Origin of the sequence: Aeromonas sp. QDB17 (assembly GCF_027705305.1) — a bacterium.
GTDB lineage: Bacteria > Pseudomonadota > Gammaproteobacteria > Enterobacterales > Aeromonadaceae > Aeromonas > Aeromonas caviae.
The window spans coordinates 186810-202696 of sequence record NZ_JAPDBP010000003.1; the positions used below are offsets into that span (position 1 = coordinate 186810).

The window sequence follows — 15887 nt, forward strand, 5'->3', positions numbered from 1 at the left end:
GCCATTGGTTCGGACATGATGCCAAACATGGAGGGCGGCTGACCAGCGCGGTGGCATCGGGCCAAGTCCGATGGGGAAGGCAAAAGGCGGGTGGCTGTGCCTCGGAGGGACTCAGATCCAGCCCAGGTGCGTCAGCCAGCCCTGGATGCGGCCCGGCGTCTCCTCCAGATCCATCAGGGCATAGGGGCGGTAGTTGAGCTTGTGGCTGCGGCGGCTCTCGCTTCTGCGGGCTTCGGCCGCCAGCAGGGGCCAGCGTCCTCCCTCCTCCTGATAGAGATCCAGGGTAGGGATGCTGCCCTGGGCTATCTGCTTGGCGAGGGTCTGGTTGCTCAGCTGGTTGGGGAAAAAGCCGTCGAGCAGCACCAGGGCATCGGGGGCGGGCAACTGCTCGCTGGCGATGAGGTTGGCGGCCCAGGCGGCGCTGGTACCCTGGGCCAGCAGCAGCTTGAAGCCCCCCTCCTGCAGCTTGGCATCCCCCAGCTTGCTGATGCGGGAGGCAAACTGCTTGCGAAAATCGTCGATGACCTGCTGTTTCTTCTCGGCGGCGGGGTCGAGCTCGGTCTGCTGCGGCGAGGGGAGCAGCAGCAGGGTATCGAAACCGAGGCGCCCCAGCTCCCGGGTCAGTTGCCACAGCTGGCCGCTGCGCTGCCAGTCGGGCAGCAGGATGACCAGACCCACGTAGTTGTCGCTGTCGTGCTTTGCAAACAGTACCTGTTGTTTGTCCACCCTGGTGCTGTCGGGTATTCCCTGCCAGTCGCTGCTCTGCCAGTAGTCGGGGGGAACCAGGGGGGCTGGATCCGGGGCGGCGCCTGACGGTGCCTGCCCGGCGCCGTGGGCGGCAAAAGCAAGCAGGGTCAGCAGCAGATAGGGGCGAAATGTCATGGGGGATCCTCCAGCACTCCCTCATAGCGGCCTCGCCGGGGGTTTCTTTAGGGCAAGGGGGCACATCGGCATCGGCGGTGGCGAAGAGGGTCTGACCGGCGGGCCGGACACGGGCCCGGGATTGTTCCAAATGGCAAAGCATTCCCGGTTTTGATTGTTCCATCCCGTGACCCATACATGGTTCAGTAAGGGCAGACAGACAGGGGGCCGGGGCATGTCGCCACTGGCCGCAGGCGGAGAATTCTCCCCCCTGTCTCGTCAGAACGAGAGGTTCACCCTCACTTTCCATCGACAGGGAGCGTTATCGCCATGAGCACCTTGGTTCACTTGCCCATCCTCGACCTGAGGCAGCTGGATGCCTCGCCCGACGCTCGGGCCGATTTTCTGGCATCGTTGCGCGATGCCGCGAGAGAGACGGGATTTTTCTACCTGACCGGCCACGGCATCGATCCCGAGCTGCAACAGGAGGTGCAGCAGCTGTCGCGGGCCTTCTTTGCGCTGCCTCTGGCGGCCAAGCAGCAGGTCGCCATGATCCACTCTCCCCATTTTCGTGGCTACAACCGACCGGGGGCGGAGCTGACCCGGGGTCAACCCGACTGGCGAGAGCAGTTTGATATCGGTGCCGATCGCCCTGCCTTGCCGCGCGCGGCGGGCGACCCGCCCTGGTGGCGGTTGCAGGGGCCGAATCAGTGGCCGGAGGCGCTGCCGACACTGCAACCCGTGCTGACGCGCTGGCGTGGGCAGATGACCCGCATGTCCCGTACCCTGCTCGGGGCTTTTGCCGAGGCGCTCGCACTGTCGCCAGATGCCTTCGATGCCCTGCATGGAGAGCGTCCGAACGAACATATCAAGCTGATCCGCTATCCCGGTGAGCGGGGCGCCACCCAGGGGGTCGGTCCCCACAAGGATTCGGGCTTCCTGAGCTTCCTGCTGCAGGATGACCAGCCCGGCCTGCAGGTGGAGGTGGCGCCGGATCACTGGATCGACGCGCTCCCGCTCCCCGGCACCTTCGTGGTCAACATCGGTGAGCTGCTGGAGCTCGCCAGCAACGGCTACCTGCGGGCGACCGTGCACCGGGTGGTGCCGTCGGCGCCGGGGCAGGAGCGTCTCTCCATCGCCTTCTTCCTGGGGGCCCAGCTCGACGCCGTGGTGCCCGTCTATCCGCTGCCCGAGGCACTGGCCCGTGAAGCCAGGGGGCCTGCCACCGACCCGCACAATCCGCTGCTGCGGGAGGTGGGCTGGAACTACCTCAAGGGGCGGCTGCGTTCTCACCCTGATGTGGCATTGCGCCACCATGCCGATCTGTTGCCGGCGCCCCGGGCGCTGGCGGTCGGCGAAACCACCCATTGATTGCATTGCAAGGAGCACAAGATGAACAAGCACGGACTGTTTTCCCTGAGCGGCCTGGTATTGGCCCTCGGACTCTCTCTCTCCGCCCAGGCCGCCCAGGCGCTGCGGGTTGCCGCGGATCCACTGCCCCATGCGGATATCCTCGGCGAGGTGAAACGCCAGGACCCTTCGCTGGATCTGCAGGTGATCGAGCTCAGCGGCGGCATCAATGCCAATGCCCTGCTGGTGGCGGGTGATGTGGATGCCAACTATTTCCAGCACGTCCCTTACCTGCGGGATCAGGAGAAGGCGCTCGGCACCGAGCTGGTGGTGGCCGCGACCGTACACGTGGAGCCTCTTGGCATCTATTCGAAGAAGTTCAAACACCTGAGGGAGGTACCGGAAAAGGCGGTGATCGCCCTGCCCAACAATGTCACCAACCTGAGCCGGGCCCTCTATCTGTTGCAGCACGAGGGGCTGATCACCCTCAAGGCCGGCCATGAAGATCCGGCGCGGGATCTGGCGACGGTGCACGACATCGCCACCAACCCCAAGGCGCTCAAGATCCTGGAGATCGAGGCGCCGCAGCTGCCGCGCTCCCTCGACGACGTGGATCTGGCGGTGATCAATGGCAACTATGCCCTGGAGGCGGGGCTGGAGCCTGCTCGCGATGCCCTGGGGCTGGAGAGCGCCCAGAACAATCCCTACGCCAACATCCTGGTGACCACCCCGGCGCTCAAGGATGATCCGCGGATCCGCCAGTTGGCGCGGGATCTGGAGTCCAGGGCGATCGCCGACTTCATTCGCAAGAGCTACAAGGGGTCGGTGATCCCGGTGGCCGGGCGGCAGTCATGATAGTGCTGGAGGGGCTCGGCAAGCAGTACCCGGGGCACGGGCAACCCGCTCTGGAGGGAGTGTCGCTCGAGATTCCGGATGGGGCCATCTACGGCATTCTCGGGCGCAGCGGCGCGGGCAAGAGCACGCTCATTCGTTGCCTCAATCTGCTGGAGCGGCCAAGCCGGGGCCGCATCCTGTTCGATGGCCGCGACATCACGGCCCTGGAGGGAGCGGCCTTGCGCCGCCACCGTCAGGGGACCGGCATGATTTTCCAGCACTTCAATCTGCTGCACGCCCGCAGCGTGGAGGAGAATGTGGCGGTCCCGCTGGAAATCGCCGGTGTGGCGCGCCGGGAGCGGGCTGCCCGGGTCAGCGAGCTGCTGGAACTGGTGGGGCTTGGCGAGCACCGTCGCGCCTTTCCCTCCCAGTTGTCGGGGGGACAGAAGCAACGAGTGGGCATCGCCCGCGCCCTGGCCGCCAATCCGCGCCACTTGCTCTGTGACGAGGCGACCAGTGCCCTGGATCCGGAGACCACGGAGTCGGTGCTGGCGCTGCTTGCCGACATCAACCGCCGCCTCGGGATCACCATAGTGCTCATCACCCACGAGCTGGAGGTGGTCAGGGCCATCTGCGATCACGCGGCATTGCTTGAACGGGGTCAGCTGGTGGAAAGCGGCGCTCTGGGCACCCTGCTGGCCAACCCCGACTCCCGCGTGCGGCAGGCCCTGTTGCCGGATCCCGAGATCCTGCGGCGTTTCATGGCGCGTCACGGAGTCACAGAGGAGGTGCGTTTATGCAGAGTCGCCTGAGTGTCGATGCCTTGCTCGAACTGATGTATCAGGGGTCGCTCGAAACGCTCTACATGGTGGGAGTGGCGGCCGTGTTCACCCTGTTGCTGGGGCTGCCGACCGGGGTGCTGCTGGTGGTGACCCGTCCCGGGGGCGTGCTGCCCTTGCCCCGTCTCAACATGGTGCTGGGGATCGGTATCAACATCGGGCGGTCGCTCCCCTTCGTGGTGCTCCTGATCGCCCTGATCCCCCTGACCCGGCTGGTGGTCGGCACCTCACTGGGCAGCACCGCCGCCATCGTCCCCATCACCCTGGGGGCCTTCCCCTTCTTTGCCCGGGTGGTGGAGAGCGCCCTCGATGAGGTGGACAAGGGGCGCGTCGAAGCCGTGCTCGCCATGGGGGGCAGCGGCTGGCACGTGGTCGTCAAGGCGCTGCTGCCCGAGGCCTTGCCGGCGCTGCTGGCCGGACTCACCCTGACGGTGGTGATGCTCATTGGCTTCTCCTCCATGGCGGGGGTGGTCGGTGGCGGCGGGCTCGGGGATCTGGCGATCCGCTACGGCTACCAGCGCTTTGATGACAAGGTGATGGCAGGGACCGTGGTCATGTTGCTGCTGCTGGTGCAACTGGTACAGGGGGTGGGGGACAGGCTGGTGCGGGCACTGGCCCATCGCCGCTAGGGGCACGGCTTCTCATCAGGCTGGCCGTGAGGTGCCAGCCAATAAAAAAGCGAGCCTGGGCTCGCTTTTTTTGCAATCACATCAAGGGGTCAACTTAGTTGACGCGACGCTTGAATTCACCGGTACGGGTGTCGATTTCGATCTTGTCACCGATCTCCACGAAGGCGGCAACGGCCAGCTCGTAGGAGGTGCCCTTCAGGCGGGCAGGCTTGGTCACTTTACCGGAGGTGTCGCCACGGGCGGCCGGCTCGGTGTACTCGACTTCACGCACGATGGTGGTCGGCAGTTCTACGGAGATGGCTTTCTCGTTGTAGAAAGTCACTTCGCAGAGGTCTTCCATGCCGTCTACCAGGTAGTTCAGGGCATCACCCAGGTTGTCTTTCTCGACGTCGTACTGGTTGTACTCGGTGTCCATGAAGACATACAGCGGGTCGGAGTAGTAGGAGTAGGTGCACTCTTTACGCTCCAGCTGAACGACTTCCAGCTTGTCGTCGGCCTTGAAGACGGTCTCGGTGGCGCTGCCGTTCAGCAGACCCTTCAGCTTCATCTTGACCACGGCGGAGTTACGGCCGGATTTGTTGAATTCAGCCTTCTGGACCACCATCGGCTCGGTGCCGATCATGACTACGTTACCAGCGCGGATTTCCTGTGCGGTTTTCATGTAAAAAATTCCTGTTCGTGAAACGGACGGATAAAAACTGCCAGATTATATACGGCTTTCTAAAAATTTCACCAACCTCGTGACGAGATCCCCGTCCGCCAGCAGCCTCTGTGGCCAGGTGCGCCCATGTTGCTGCCATATGGCCGCGTATTGCGGCCATTGTGCCCAGAGTTCACCGGTGTGTTCCCCCCGGTTGAGGGCATGGTTGAAGCGGCGCAGCCACTGACCGGCCGGCGCTGGCAAGGGGGAGAGGTAGTGGTCGAGAAAACCGTCCAGCTTGATCATGTGGGCATCCTCTTCCTGCTGGTAGATGTGCCAGAGGAAGGGGCGCCCCGCCCACTGGGCCCGCACGAAGGAGTCCTCCCCGCGCACCAGGTTGAGATCGCAGCTCCACAGCAGGCGATCGTAGCCCCTCTGATCGGTCATCGGCAGCAGCTTGATGGTGAGGTTGCCCGCCTGGAGCAGATCTCCGGCCCGGGCACCGGGAATGGCCTCTGCCAGCCCTGCGCCGATGAGCACGTCGTCGAGGGAGCGCCCCAGCGGCAGCAGCAGGGTGACGGGGGTGACGCTCTGGCGCCAGCCCTCGACCAGGCTCCTGAGCGCCTCGCTCTCGTAGGTAAAGAGGCTGACCCGCAGTTCGTCTTCTCGTTGGGGTGGCAGGCCGAGGCTGGCCCAGTAGGCGGTCAGTCCCGCTTCATCCTGCTGCCAGCGCTCGCGCTCGACGATGAGGCCGTGCTCGCACAAGAGGCCGCCGGTTCTGGCGGTGAAACCCGGGAAGAAGAAGTACTTGTCGAGGCGCCGGCTGCCGACCTGCTGGGGCGAGGCGAGGCCATGGCAATCCTCGACCCAGCTCTCGGCCGAGAGGTACTCCAGGTTGATCCAGCAGGGGGGCGTGGTCTGCTCGGCCATGCGTTCGATAAAGGGGGCGGGCAGCTCGCAGGCAAACGCCTCGATGACCACCCTGGCCGGGGTCATGTCGGCGGGGAGGCGCTCGTGCCAGTGCTGGACATAGATGCCATCGACCCACTGACCGTCCTGTGCGGGGTCGAGCGCCGGGCAGATGCGGGCGAAGCTAGCCAGATCGTCCACCCAGAGCCGCACCTGCACCTCACTCTTCTGCGCCGGGAGCGCGCCTGCCTGTTTGAGCTGGCGGGCGAGTCGCCAGGTGACGCCGATGTCACCGAAGTTGTCGACGACGCAGCAGAAGATGTCCCAGTCGAAGGGGGGGAGAGGGCTTGTCATGGCGCGGGATCCCAGATGCAAAAAAACCGGTGCGCAGGGTAGCACACCGGTTGGCTGGCTTCTAACGGTCGGCTCGGGGCCGAAGGAGGGACTTACTCCTTGCCGTAGACGTTGTTCTCCTGCTCGCGCACCCGGATGAAGGTGGTGCGTTTGGTGAGCTCTTTCAACTGGCTGGCCCCCACATAGGTGCAGGTGGATCGCACCCCGCCCAGGATGTCGCGCACCGTGTTCTCCACCGGGCCGCGGTAGGGCAGCAGCACGGTTTTGCCTTCGGAGGCGCGATACTCGGCGACGCCGCCAGCGTGCTTGTCCATGGCGCTGGCCGAGCTCATGCCGTAGAACTTCATGAAGGGCTCGCCATCGACCTCGACGATTTCACCGCCGCACTCTTCGTGAGCGGCCAGCATGCCCCCCAGCATCACGAAGTCGGCGCCGCCGCCAAATGCCTTGGCCACATCCCCCGGGCAGGTGCAGCCGCCGTCACCGACGATCTGGCCACCCAGGCCGTGGGCCGCATCGGCACACTCGATGATGGCGGAGAGCTGCGGGTAGCCGACCCCGGTCTTGACCCGGGTGGTGCAGACCGAGCCCGGGCCTATGCCCACCTTGACGATGTCGGCGCCGGAGAGGATGAGCTCCTCCACCATCTCGCCGGTCACCACGTTGCCCGCCAGGATGACGTGGTTCGGGCAGGCCTCGCGGATCTTGCGCAAAAACTCGACGAAGTGCTGGGAGTAGCCGTTGGCCACGTCCACGCAGATGAAGCGCAGGGCGCTGGACATCGCGAGGATCTGGCGTGTCTTGGTGAAGTCCTCCTCCGAGGTGCCGGTAGAGACCATCACATGGCCCAGCAGGGCCGGGTCGGTCTCATTGACGAAGGTTTGCCACTGCGCAAGGCTGTAGTGCTTGTGCACCGCCGTCATCATCTCGAAGCTGGCCAGGGTACGCGCCATGGCGAAGCTGCCGACGGTATCCATGTTGGCGGCGATGACGGGCACGCCCTGCCATTGGGTCTGGGTGTGCTTGAAGGTGAACTGGCGGGTCAGGCTGACTTGGGAACGGCTCTTGAGAGTAGAGCGCTTGGGGCGAAACAGGACATCCTTGAAACCGAGCTTCAAGTCTTCTTCGATACGCATTGCGAATTCCTTATTGAGCCTTGTGTGAGAGGTCACTTTGCAGTGGCAACTTTTCGGCAGGCGCAAAAAAAACCGGTGGTTTTCAGGCCCTCCGGTTTACAGCAGTGTAGGCAAAAATCCCGTCAGAACAAGACTGATAATTCACGCACCGCTGTGGTAGCCTTTGGCGTCACAACCTGAGGATGGCCGCCAGCGTCATCCAGCACCTTGTTCTCCCCTCGTTTTCCTGCTGCATTCCCCACTCACGCGCCGTGCCCGGCATGGATTGTCGCCTGTTGGCACCGCGTCCAGAGCCCGCTCCCCTGCACGCCAGAATCCGGTTGACCCGGCAGTTGGCTGTGATACATCTGGGCGCAAGACTGACAAGGCGAGAGAGCAAGATGGGCAAGAGAATGGTGGCGGCGGCCATGATGTGGGCGCTGTGCGGCAGCGCGATGGCGGCCCAGACCAGCTATGGCTGGATCGAGAAGGGGGTGCTGATGCCCTACGGAGTGGCGGTCAAGATGAAGCTCGATACCGGTGCCCTCACTTCGTCGCTGGATGCCCGCGACCTGAAGCATTTCAAGAAGGATGGCAAGCCCTGGGTGCGCTTCAACCTGGTGCTGACCGATGCCAATACCGACAAGGTGGTGCGCCGGAGCGTGGAGCGACCGGTGGAGCGCAGCGTGACGGTGCGCGGGGCGGGCGGCATGGAGCAGCGCCCGACGGTGACCATGTCCGTCTGCGTCGGGGACCAGGTCTACAAGGAGTGGTTCACCCTGCGGGATCGCAGCAAGATGATCTACCCGGTGCTGCTGGGGCGCCGTCTGCTGGCGGAGCTGGGACCGGTGGATTCGAGCCGGACCTTCACGGTACAGCCCACCTGCGACTAGGGTGGTGCAGCCATGAAAAACGGGGGCCTGGCCCCCGTTTTTCATGGCGTGCGCAAAGGCTGACCCCTCATGCCTGGCGCGAGGCGGGCAGCAGCACGCTCACTTCGAGCCCCCCTTCGGGCCGGTTGTGGATGTCGAGATCCGCTCCGTGAAGCTGGGCGATGCGCGAGACGATGGCCATGCCAAGGCCCACGCCATCCCCCTGCTGGGGATTGACCCGGAAGAAGCGCTCGCACAACCGGGAGAGGGCGGCGGTGGGGATGCCGGGGCCGTTGTCCCGCACATCCACTCGGATCCGGTTGCCCACCTGGCTCACCACCACGGCGACCTCGCCGCCCACCTGGGTGTAGCGCAGCGCATTGTCGATGAGGTTGCCGAACATCAGCTCCAGCAACATCGCCTGTCCCATTACCTGCACCTGTTCGGCGCCCTCCAGGGACAGCTGCTGATCCTTTTTCAGGGCGATGGGGGCCAGGGTCGCCAGGGTGCCCTGCAACAGGGGGAACAGGGGGAGGGCGGTGAGGGCCGGGCTCTGCTGGTTGTCGATGCGGGCCTGGGTCAGCAACTGGCGGATCAGCCGATCGCTGCGATCGAGGGCCAAGAGCATCTTGCGCAGGGCCTGCTCCCGGCTCTGATCATCCTCGGCCGTCATGGCGTTCTCGCTGTGGATGCGCAGTACCGCGAGGGGGGTGCGCAGCTCGTGGGCGGCCTCGTTGGTGAACTGTTTCTCCCGATCCAGGGTGTCTGCGAGGGCGTGCATCAGCCGGTTGATCTCCCCCACCAGCGGCGTCAGCTCCTCGGCCTTGATGGCAAGATTGAGTGGGCTCAGGTTGGCGGGATGACGCTCGCCGATGGCTTGCGCCAGCTGGTGCAGCGGTGACAGCCCCCGGGTGATCAGCCACCACAGCAGACCGAGCAGGAAGGGCAGGGTGATGAAGAGGGGCAGCATGGTGAGGGTGGCCATCTTGCTGGCCAGCTCGCTGCGTTCGTCATCCCGCTCCGCCACGATGAGCCAGGTCTGTTCATCTTCGTTGTAGAGGGTAAAGGTGCGCCACTCGTGATGATCCTTGGTCTCGCTGTTGAAGCCCCGCTCCAGGGTGGTCAACGGTTGGGCCGGGGCATTGGGCGAGCGCAGCAGCACGGCGCCCTGCTCGCTCAGCAACTGGAAGTAGAGGTTGTGTTCGAATTCATGGCCATAGGGGGTGAACTCGTTGTCCTGGCCGAACTGGAAGAAGCCGCCCTTCTCGATGTGGGGCGTCTCGGGGACGGCCTGCACCCACTCCTGGTACACGGTGCCGTTGCGCGGCAGCTCGCCGCTCTGCTTGAGATAGCGGCTGAGCAACTGGTTGGTGATGCGGGCAGACTGGGCGAGACGGGCATCAAACAGCTCTTCCATCTCGTGGTTGGCCTGCAGGTAGCCGATAAGGCCGCTGATGGCGAGGCTGAGGCTGACCAGGGCCAGGATGCCGGAGAGCAGAAAACGGCGGATGGAACGGACACGGCTCATGGGGCGGAGGCTCCTCTTGCGCCCTGGACGTCGAGCTGGGGCACGATGTAACCGACGCCGCGAATGTTGCGGATGAGCTCGGGGAAGAATTTCTTGCGCAGATGGTGAATGTGCACCTCCACCGCGTTGCTCTCTGCCCCCTCGTCCCAGCCGTAGAGGCTCTGTTGCAGTTGATCCCGGCTCAATACCCGGCCGCTCTGGGTGATGAGCTCCTGCAACAGCTTGTATTCGTGGGGGGTGAGCTTGACCGGCTCGCCCCGATAGGTGACCTGTTGTGACGCGGGGAAGAGCTGCAGCTCCCCGTACTCCAGCACCGCCTGGGCCTGCCCCTTGCTGCGCCGCACCAGGGCGCGCAGCCGGGCGTTGAGCTCCTGCAGGGCGAAGGGTTTGACCATGTAGTCGTCGGAGCCTGCATCCAGCCCCAGTACCCGGTCGTCCAGGGCATCACGGGCGGTCAGGATGAGCACGGGCAGGGTCTGCCCCTCCCGGCGCAACTTTCGCAGCAGGCTGATGCCGTCGATGTCCGGCAGGTTGAGATCCAGGATGAGGGCGGCAAACTCCTCGCTCTTGAGCGCCGAGAGGGCCGGCATCCCCTGCTGGAGCCAGTCCACCGTGTAGCCGCTGCTGCGCAGCGCATCCACCATGCCGTCTCCCAGCATCACATCATCTTCCACCAACAGGATCCGCATTGTTCTCTCCCTCAAACGACACTGCCCACCAGTATGCAAGCTGGTGGGCAGAGTTGAAATAGCGCACTGTGCTGCTTGTGTTTACAGCTTGGCGAGACGCTCGCGAATTTCCATTCTGCGGCCCTCGTCCGCCACCTCGCGGCCAGGGCGCGCCGGGGCGGCCAGGGCCTTGTCCAGATAGATCTTCGCCTGTGCCTTGTCACCCTGATCCAGCAGGAAGTCGCCGTAGAAGAAGTTGGGGTCGATGCCGGTGGGATTGATGGCCAGCGCCTGCTTGAGCAGCTTCTCCGCCTTCTCGTCGTCTCCAAAGCCCACCGGCCAGCCCGGTACCTGGTAGTAGAGGGAGCCCAGGCTGGTGTAGGCCGAGCCTTCCAGCGCCTTGGGATCCTGCTTGATGGCGATCTCGAGCTTGGCCTTGGCCTCCTTCACCAGACCAAGGGCGCCGAGGCCGCCCTTGGCCCCCGCCCAGGTGCTCTTGACGATGGCGGACCAGATCAGCAGATCGGTGCGAAATGCCTCCTTGGCGCTCGCCTCATCGGCCTTGGCACTCAGGCTCTCCAGGCAGCTCTCCTTGGCTTTTCCGGTCTGCTGGTACTGGCAGTGGGCCCACTCCTGCTGAATGGTGGGCAGGGCATCGGCGGCCTGGGCCAGACCGCTTGCCAGCAGGCCTCCCAGGGCGAGCAACAGGGGGCCGTGACCAAATCGGGGACGGAAAGTGGTGTGCTTCATCTCAATGTTCCTTCTCGTTTGTCGCACAGGCGGGATCGCTCCTGTGATCGGGGGCTGGGGAGGCGGTGCGGCGGGCGTGGCGCTCGATGATCGGGCGCTGCTTGGCCAGGGCCATGTCCACCAAGGCGGGCAGCAGGCCGTTGAGCCGCACAAAGAGCTTTTCCGGCCAGCCGAGCCAGCGGCGGCGTGTCTCGTTGCACAGGGCGATGACGGCCTCCTCGGCCACGTCCTGTGGGCTGTCGGTCCGGGTGCCAAGCTCGGCATTCATGGCATAGGCCGCCTCGGAATTGAGGTGGGTGCGGGTGGCGCGGGGGGCAAAGTGCAGCACCTTGATGCCGGTTCCCTCCAGCTCCCGCCCCAGGGACTCGCTGAAGCCGCGCATGGCGAACTTGCTGGCGCAATAGACGCTGTAGCCGGCAAAACCGATGGCCCCGAGGCTGGAGCCGATGTTCATGATGATGGCGGGCTTGCGCAGCCGGGGCAGCAGGGCCCGGGTGAGCTGGATGGGCGCCTCGACGTTGAGCAGCAACTGGCGTGTCACCTGCTCGCTGCTCTGATCTTCCAGCCAGGCGAACTGGTTGCAGCCTGCACTGTTGATGAGCACGTCCAGCCCCTCGTCCAGGGCCGGATGTTGCAGCAGCTGCGCCCGCTCATGGGGAGAGCCAAGATCGGCCGTCACCGTCTGGTGGCGATCCGGATGAGGCAGCTCCCGGCGCAGGCGCTCCAGGGCGCTGGCCCGACGACCGTGCAGCAGCAGATGGGCACCCTGGGCCGCCAGTTCATGGGCCAGGGCTTCACCAATGCCGCCACTGGCGCCAGTCAGCAGTATGCGTTTGCCTTCAAGCTTCATTGGCAGGATCCCGTGAGCTGATAGAGCATGTCGCCATAGAGGCGGTAGACCACCTTGGCGGCGTGAATGATGGCGGCCTGATCGGCGGCATCTTCCACCCGGTTCATCAGGGATTCGAAGAATTTGAGGTGCTCCTGGTCCAGGGCCCCGTGGGAGCTCAGGTAGCTCATGGCCTGGGGCGGCAGACCCAGACCGCTCTTGAGCTGGTCGGCGACGGTCAGGGCGATGGCGACGCTGGTGCCTTCCAGCACCTGCACCATGCCGAAGAAGCCCATGGGGTTGCCGCGCTGGATCTGATCGTAGAGGAAGGCCACCATCAGCTCGATGGGCAGGCCCGGCTGGCCGTGGCGCACCGCCTCGGCATCACCGCCGCAAGCACGGATGTCGTTCAGGATCCACTCCTGATGGCCGTACTCCTCGTCGATGTACTCCCTGATGGCGCCTCGCACCCATTCGTACTCCTGCCCCAGCTTGCCGCCGGTGGCCATCAGGAGCGGCACCGTGTGGCGCACGTGGTAGTAGGCCTGTGCCAGGAAGGCGAGGTAGGTGTCACGGCTGATGTCGCCGCGGCGGCAGGCCTCGATGATGGGGGCGTTGAACAGGCGTTCGCGCTCGCAGGCGGTGGCTTGTTGCAGGGTCTGGTAGAAGCTCATGAGGTCTCTCCTGTGAGGCATTGGCTGATCTGCCGGGAAAAGTGGTGATAAATCTCGTTGCGACGGGGGCGCCCGTTGGCCGTCAGGAGGCCAGGGAGCTGATCCAGGGAGACCGGCAACCAATGATGGATGCGGGCGTAATCGGGCAACTGCTGGTTGAGCCGGGCAATCTGCTCTGGCAATTGGGACTGGCTGCCCGGCAGCGGCTGGATAAGGGCCACGTTGGCGGGCTGACCGTCACCGAAGATGACGATGCGGGCGATGGCCGGGCAGAGCTGGGCCTGGGCTTCCACCCACTCCGGGGAGAAGTTGCGGCCAAAGGCGGTGATCTGCACGTTCTTCTTGCGCCCCGTGATATGGAGATAGCCCTCCTCGTCGATCCGACCCAGATCCCCTGTGGCGATCTGGCTGCCCGTCTCGCCCTCTTCCCCCAGGTAGCCCAGCATGGCGCTGCCGCTGACCATGACTTCGCCGTCTGCGGCGATCGTCACCTGGCAGTGGGGCAGGGGCAGGCCGACGCTGCCGGGACGATCCCCGTGGGGGCCGTTCAGGGCGACCACGGAGCCGCATTCGGAGAGACCGTATCCCTCATAGACCGGCAGCCCCGCCGCACGGGCGTGAGCGATGAGTTCGGGGGCGACCTTGCCGCCGCCCACGGCGACGAAGCGCAGGGTGCCGAGCTGTGTCGCCAGGGCAGGGGTATTGAGGCACAGGGCCAGCAGCAGGCGCAGCAACTCGGGTACCAGCACCAGGCTGTGGCTGGGCCAGCGCAGCAGTGCATGGGCCAGGGCCGCAGGATCCAGCTTGCTGGAGCCCGAGAAGCCGAGTTCCCCCAGGGAGGGGATGCGGCTGCAGGCGCCGGTCAGCAGCGGTACATACAAGCCGGTCAGGTTCTCCAGCAAGGTGGTGAGGGGCAGCAGGGTCAGGTGTTTCTCAACCCGGGCAGGGGCCACCCGCAGGGCAAGGGATCCGCAGACCGCCGTCATCTGTTCCAGCGACAGGCAGACGCCCTTGGGTTGCCCCGTGGTGCCCGAGGTATAGGTGATCTTGGCGGTGCCCGCAGGCAGCTCGGGGAGGCGGGCCGGGATGCGGCGCCACAGGGGCACGGCCTGCTCATCGGGCCTGCCTGCCATGAGCACGAGGGGTGAGGCGGCTTGCCACCCCTGGTGCTCCGGGCCGACCAGGGCGTCTGCTCCGCTGCTGTCCAGCAGCCACGTCTGCTGCGCCGGACTGAAGAAGTGGGGAACCGGGATGACCACGATGCCGGCCCAGGTGCAGGCGAGATCGATCAGCGCCCAGGGCAGGCCATTGTCGAGTTGCAGGGCCAGGCGGCGGATGCCGGCCCCTTGCAGCACGCCTGCCAGTTGCTGGATCTGCTGCCACAGGCTCTGGTAATCCAGCTCACCCTGGCTGCCTAGCAGTGCAGGCTGGCGCGGGGTCTGGCTGGCATGGTGGGCGATGGTGTCGAACAGCGTCATTGCGCGCACCTCCTGTCGATGTCGGCATGGTTAAAAAGGCGGGGCATGGGCCCCAGCAGGTTGAGCAGCAGGCTGCTCTGTGCGAGCACCTCGCGCCCCTGGTTGATGTCGCCTGCCATCACCTTGGGCTGGCAGCGGTAGTATTCGCCCCAGGCGCTGGCATCCTCTCCCACCTGATGGGCCTGGGCGGGGGCCAGCTCCACCGGGTTGAGACGCAGGCGGGTAAAGCTGTTGCGCAGCTTGGCGGTGCCGGTGAACACCACGTAGTCCAGGGCGTTGTCACACAGCAGACGGCACAGCGCGGCAAACATCAGGCGGGCGTGACCCGGTTCGCTGCAGGCAAGATTGCCCACTTCGATGATGCGGTGGCGGGCCGGACGTACCCCGAGACGGGTCTCGATGGCGGCCTCGACAGGCTGCTCCAGATATTGCTCCAGATAGAGCGGTTGCTCGTGCTCGCCATGGCAGGCCTGGTTAAGGCCGCAGGCACCGATCAGCACGCCATCTGCCCGGTAGAGCCCGAGCAGGCAGGGCAGGAAATGGGGAATGCGGGCGTTGAACTCGAGGGTATAGGCGGCCTGGATATAGGTTTGCAGCGCCATGACCTGCTGCGGGGATTCGGCCAGGATCAACCGGTAGGGGGCTTGGATCTCGATGGTCATGGTTGGCTCCTTCTCTTGCGATGGGATGAGAGTAAAAGGGCAAACTTAAGAAACCCTTAAGGCGCAAAAAAAGACGAAAAAAACTGGCGGGGGGTGAACGGGGGTCGATGGGGGCTCCAGACAAAACAGTTGCCAGCAGCGGGCGTGGCAGGCAATCTGCCCCGCTGTCGCCACCCGAGGAGCTGCCATGTCATCCCCTGTTCACTGTCCCCTGTGTCTCTCCCCTCGGCACCATGCCCTGCCGGTGGCGGGCAAGGGCTATTACCGCTGCCTGGCGTGCGAGCTGGTCTGGATGGACGAGGCGGACCACCTGGACGAGGGGGCCGAGAAGGCGGTCTATGATGGGCACGACAACCGGGTGGACGATCCCCGCTACCGGGCCTTTCTGATGCGTGCCTTTGGCGAGGTGCTGGCCCGGGTGTCGCCTCCTGCCAGCGGCCTCGATTTTGGCTGCGGCCCCGGGCCTGCCCTCATCGCCATGGGGCGGGAGGCGGGCTTCGAGATGGCGGGCTACGACAAGTTCTATGCCGACAACCCCGAGTGCCTGACAAGGCAATATGACTTCATCACCAGCACCGAGGTGATCGAGCACATCGCCACCCCCCGCGCCGTGCTGGACACGCTCTGGGGCTGTCTCAAGCCCGGCGGGGTGCTGGTGTTGCAGACCCAGCGGGTGCTGGGGGACGAGCGCTTCAAGACCTGGCGCTATCGCCACGATCCCACCCATATCGTCTTCTTCGCCGAGGCCTCTTTCCGTGCCCTGGCGGCCCGCTGGCAGGCAGCGGTCGAGTTTCCTCATGCCGATGTGGCGGTGTTCACCAAACCCTGAGCCGGGCGTTTTCATTTGGCCATGAGTTGGGCATGCTGGTGGCCTGATACCCAGGAACGGATGCCC

General features: G+C 65.0%; 17 protein-coding genes. 6 read left to right on the forward strand and 11 right to left on the reverse strand.

Annotation, left to right across the window (positions count from 1 at the left end):
• Positions 1-111: 111 nt before the first annotated feature.
• The gene (locus OKC41_RS04295) at positions 112-882 is read right to left on the reverse strand and encodes a DUF3530 family protein (protein ID WP_039041094.1); all 771 of its coding nucleotides are present in this window, start codon (positions 880-882) and stop codon (positions 112-114) included.
• Positions 883-1191: 309 nt separating this feature from the next.
• Here OKC41_RS04295 and OKC41_RS04300 point away from each other — a divergent pair, with 309 nt between their 5' ends.
• The 4 genes from OKC41_RS04300 to OKC41_RS04315 are packed head-to-tail and all read left to right on the forward strand — an operon-like array spanning position 1192 to position 4513.
• On the forward strand, positions 1192-2232 hold the full coding sequence (locus OKC41_RS04300; protein ID WP_039041093.1) for an isopenicillin N synthase family oxygenase: 1041 nt from the start codon (positions 1192-1194) through the stop codon (positions 2230-2232).
• Between the two features lie 21 nt (positions 2233-2253).
• Positions 2254-3066 carry a MetQ/NlpA family ABC transporter substrate-binding protein gene (locus tag OKC41_RS04305; protein WP_010673785.1) on the forward strand — a complete coding sequence of 271 codons (813 nt, stop codon included), beginning with the start codon at positions 2254-2256 and terminating at the stop codon, positions 3064-3066.
• Positions 3063-3857, forward strand: a complete 795-nt coding sequence (locus OKC41_RS04310; protein ID WP_010673786.1) for a methionine ABC transporter ATP-binding protein — start codon at positions 3063-3065, stop codon at positions 3855-3857. The genes OKC41_RS04305 and OKC41_RS04310 overlap by 4 nt, the downstream gene beginning before the upstream one ends.
• Positions 3842-4513: a methionine ABC transporter permease gene (locus OKC41_RS04315; RefSeq protein ID WP_010673787.1), complete on the forward strand. Its 672-nt coding sequence runs from the start codon at positions 3842-3844 to the stop codon at positions 4511-4513. The genes OKC41_RS04310 and OKC41_RS04315 overlap by 16 nt, the downstream gene beginning before the upstream one ends.
• 94 nt (positions 4514-4607) lie before the next feature.
• Here the strand turns inward: OKC41_RS04315 and efp are convergent, their stop codons facing one another.
• The 3 genes from efp to OKC41_RS04330 all read right to left on the reverse strand — a co-directional run bounded on the left by efp (position 4608) and on the right by OKC41_RS04330 (position 7552).
• The gene (gene efp, locus OKC41_RS04320; protein WP_010673788.1) at positions 4608-5174 is read right to left on the reverse strand and encodes an elongation factor P; all 567 of its coding nucleotides are present in this window, start codon (positions 5172-5174) and stop codon (positions 4608-4610) included.
• Positions 5175-5219: 45 nt separating this feature from the next.
• Positions 5220-6416: an elongation factor P maturation arginine rhamnosyltransferase EarP gene (gene earP, locus OKC41_RS04325; protein ID WP_270671762.1), complete on the reverse strand. Its 1197-nt coding sequence runs from the start codon at positions 6414-6416 to the stop codon at positions 5220-5222.
• Positions 6417-6508: 92 nt separating this feature from the next.
• Positions 6509-7552, reverse strand: a complete 1044-nt coding sequence (locus tag OKC41_RS04330) for a GMP reductase (protein ID WP_039041089.1) — start codon at positions 7550-7552, stop codon at positions 6509-6511.
• Positions 7553-7944: 392 nt separating this feature from the next.
• On the opposite strand from OKC41_RS04330, the gene OKC41_RS04335 reads away from it, so the two are divergent.
• Entirely contained in the window at positions 7945-8424 is a 480-nt protein-coding gene (locus OKC41_RS04335; RefSeq protein WP_041201491.1) for an ATP-dependent zinc protease, read from the forward strand.
• Positions 8425-8491: 67 nt separating this feature from the next.
• On the opposite strand, the gene OKC41_RS04340 is transcribed toward OKC41_RS04335, so the two are convergent.
• From OKC41_RS04340 to OKC41_RS04370, 7 genes are all read right to left on the reverse strand, one after another.
• A complete protein-coding gene (locus OKC41_RS04340; protein ID WP_039039559.1) occupies positions 8492-9931 on the reverse strand; it encodes an ATP-binding protein in 1440 nt (479 codons plus the stop codon).
• Positions 9928-10620, reverse strand: a complete 693-nt coding sequence (locus tag OKC41_RS04345; RefSeq protein WP_041212544.1) for a response regulator — start codon at positions 10618-10620, stop codon at positions 9928-9930. Before OKC41_RS04345 ends, OKC41_RS04340 begins: the two co-directional genes overlap by 4 nt.
• 81 nt (positions 10621-10701) lie before the next feature.
• A complete protein-coding gene (locus OKC41_RS04350) occupies positions 10702-11349 on the reverse strand; it encodes a tetratricopeptide repeat protein (protein WP_039039561.1) in 648 nt (215 codons plus the stop codon).
• Position 11350: 1 nt separating this feature from the next.
• Complete coding sequence (locus OKC41_RS04355; RefSeq protein ID WP_039039562.1) at positions 11351-12199, reverse strand: SDR family oxidoreductase; 849 nt, start codon at positions 12197-12199, stop codon at positions 11351-11353.
• The gene (locus OKC41_RS04360) at positions 12196-12852 is read right to left on the reverse strand and encodes a TenA family transcriptional regulator (RefSeq protein ID WP_039039563.1); all 657 of its coding nucleotides are present in this window, start codon (positions 12850-12852) and stop codon (positions 12196-12198) included. The genes OKC41_RS04355 and OKC41_RS04360 overlap by 4 nt, the downstream gene beginning before the upstream one ends.
• Positions 12849-14330 (reverse strand): AMP-binding protein, encoded by a 1482-nt coding sequence (locus tag OKC41_RS04365; protein WP_201894348.1) that lies wholly within the window; start codon positions 14328-14330, stop codon positions 12849-12851. Before OKC41_RS04365 ends, OKC41_RS04360 begins: the two co-directional genes overlap by 4 nt.
• Entirely contained in the window at positions 14327-14992 is a 666-nt protein-coding gene (locus OKC41_RS04370; RefSeq protein ID WP_201894347.1) for a thermostable hemolysin, read from the reverse strand. The genes OKC41_RS04365 and OKC41_RS04370 overlap by 4 nt, the downstream gene beginning before the upstream one ends.
• A gap of 187 nt (positions 14993-15179) precedes the next feature.
• Here OKC41_RS04370 and OKC41_RS04375 point away from each other — a divergent pair, with 187 nt between their 5' ends.
• Entirely contained in the window at positions 15180-15821 is a 642-nt protein-coding gene (locus tag OKC41_RS04375) for a class I SAM-dependent methyltransferase (protein ID WP_201894346.1), read from the forward strand.
• The last annotated feature ends 66 nt before the right edge of the window (positions 15822-15887 follow it).

What these genes read in the sequence shown, in the direction of transcription:
- OKC41_RS04365 (WP_201894348.1), bottom strand. Translation starts at nt 14,330, where the DNA reads ATGACGCTGTTCGACACCATCGCCCACCATGCCAGCCAGACCCCGCGC.
- OKC41_RS04370 (WP_201894347.1), bottom strand. Translation starts at nt 14,992, where the DNA reads ATGACCATCGAGATCCAAGCCCCCTACCGGTTGATCCTGGCCGAATCC.
- OKC41_RS04340 (WP_039039559.1), bottom strand. Translation starts at nt 9,931, where the DNA reads ATGAGCCGTGTCCGTTCCATCCGCCGTTTTCTGCTCTCCGGCATCCTG.
- OKC41_RS04310 (WP_010673786.1), top strand. Translation starts at nt 3,063, where the DNA reads ATGATAGTGCTGGAGGGGCTCGGCAAGCAGTACCCGGGGCACGGGCAA.
- earP (WP_270671762.1), bottom strand. Translation starts at nt 6,416, where the DNA reads ATGACAAGCCCTCTCCCCCCCTTCGACTGGGACATCTTCTGCTGCGTC.
- OKC41_RS04300 (WP_039041093.1), top strand. Translation starts at nt 1,192, where the DNA reads ATGAGCACCTTGGTTCACTTGCCCATCCTCGACCTGAGGCAGCTGGAT.
- OKC41_RS04330 (WP_039041089.1), bottom strand. Translation starts at nt 7,552, where the DNA reads ATGCGTATCGAAGAAGACTTGAAGCTCGGTTTCAAGGATGTCCTGTTT.
- OKC41_RS04305 (WP_010673785.1), top strand. Translation starts at nt 2,254, where the DNA reads ATGAACAAGCACGGACTGTTTTCCCTGAGCGGCCTGGTATTGGCCCTC.
- OKC41_RS04350 (WP_039039561.1), bottom strand. Translation starts at nt 11,349, where the DNA reads ATGAAGCACACCACTTTCCGTCCCCGATTTGGTCACGGCCCCCTGTTG.
- OKC41_RS04345 (WP_041212544.1), bottom strand. Translation starts at nt 10,620, where the DNA reads ATGCGGATCCTGTTGGTGGAAGATGATGTGATGCTGGGAGACGGCATG.
- OKC41_RS04375 (WP_201894346.1), top strand. Translation starts at nt 15,180, where the DNA reads ATGTCATCCCCTGTTCACTGTCCCCTGTGTCTCTCCCCTCGGCACCAT.
- OKC41_RS04295 (WP_039041094.1), bottom strand. Translation starts at nt 882, where the DNA reads ATGACATTTCGCCCCTATCTGCTGCTGACCCTGCTTGCTTTTGCCGCC.
- OKC41_RS04315 (WP_010673787.1), top strand. Translation starts at nt 3,842, where the DNA reads ATGCAGAGTCGCCTGAGTGTCGATGCCTTGCTCGAACTGATGTATCAG.
- OKC41_RS04335 (WP_041201491.1), top strand. Translation starts at nt 7,945, where the DNA reads ATGGTGGCGGCGGCCATGATGTGGGCGCTGTGCGGCAGCGCGATGGCG.
- OKC41_RS04355 (WP_039039562.1), bottom strand. Translation starts at nt 12,199, where the DNA reads ATGAAGCTTGAAGGCAAACGCATACTGCTGACTGGCGCCAGTGGCGGC.
- OKC41_RS04360 (WP_039039563.1), bottom strand. Translation starts at nt 12,852, where the DNA reads ATGAGCTTCTACCAGACCCTGCAACAAGCCACCGCCTGCGAGCGCGAA.
- efp (WP_010673788.1), bottom strand. Translation starts at nt 5,174, where the DNA reads ATGAAAACCGCACAGGAAATCCGCGCTGGTAACGTAGTCATGATCGGC.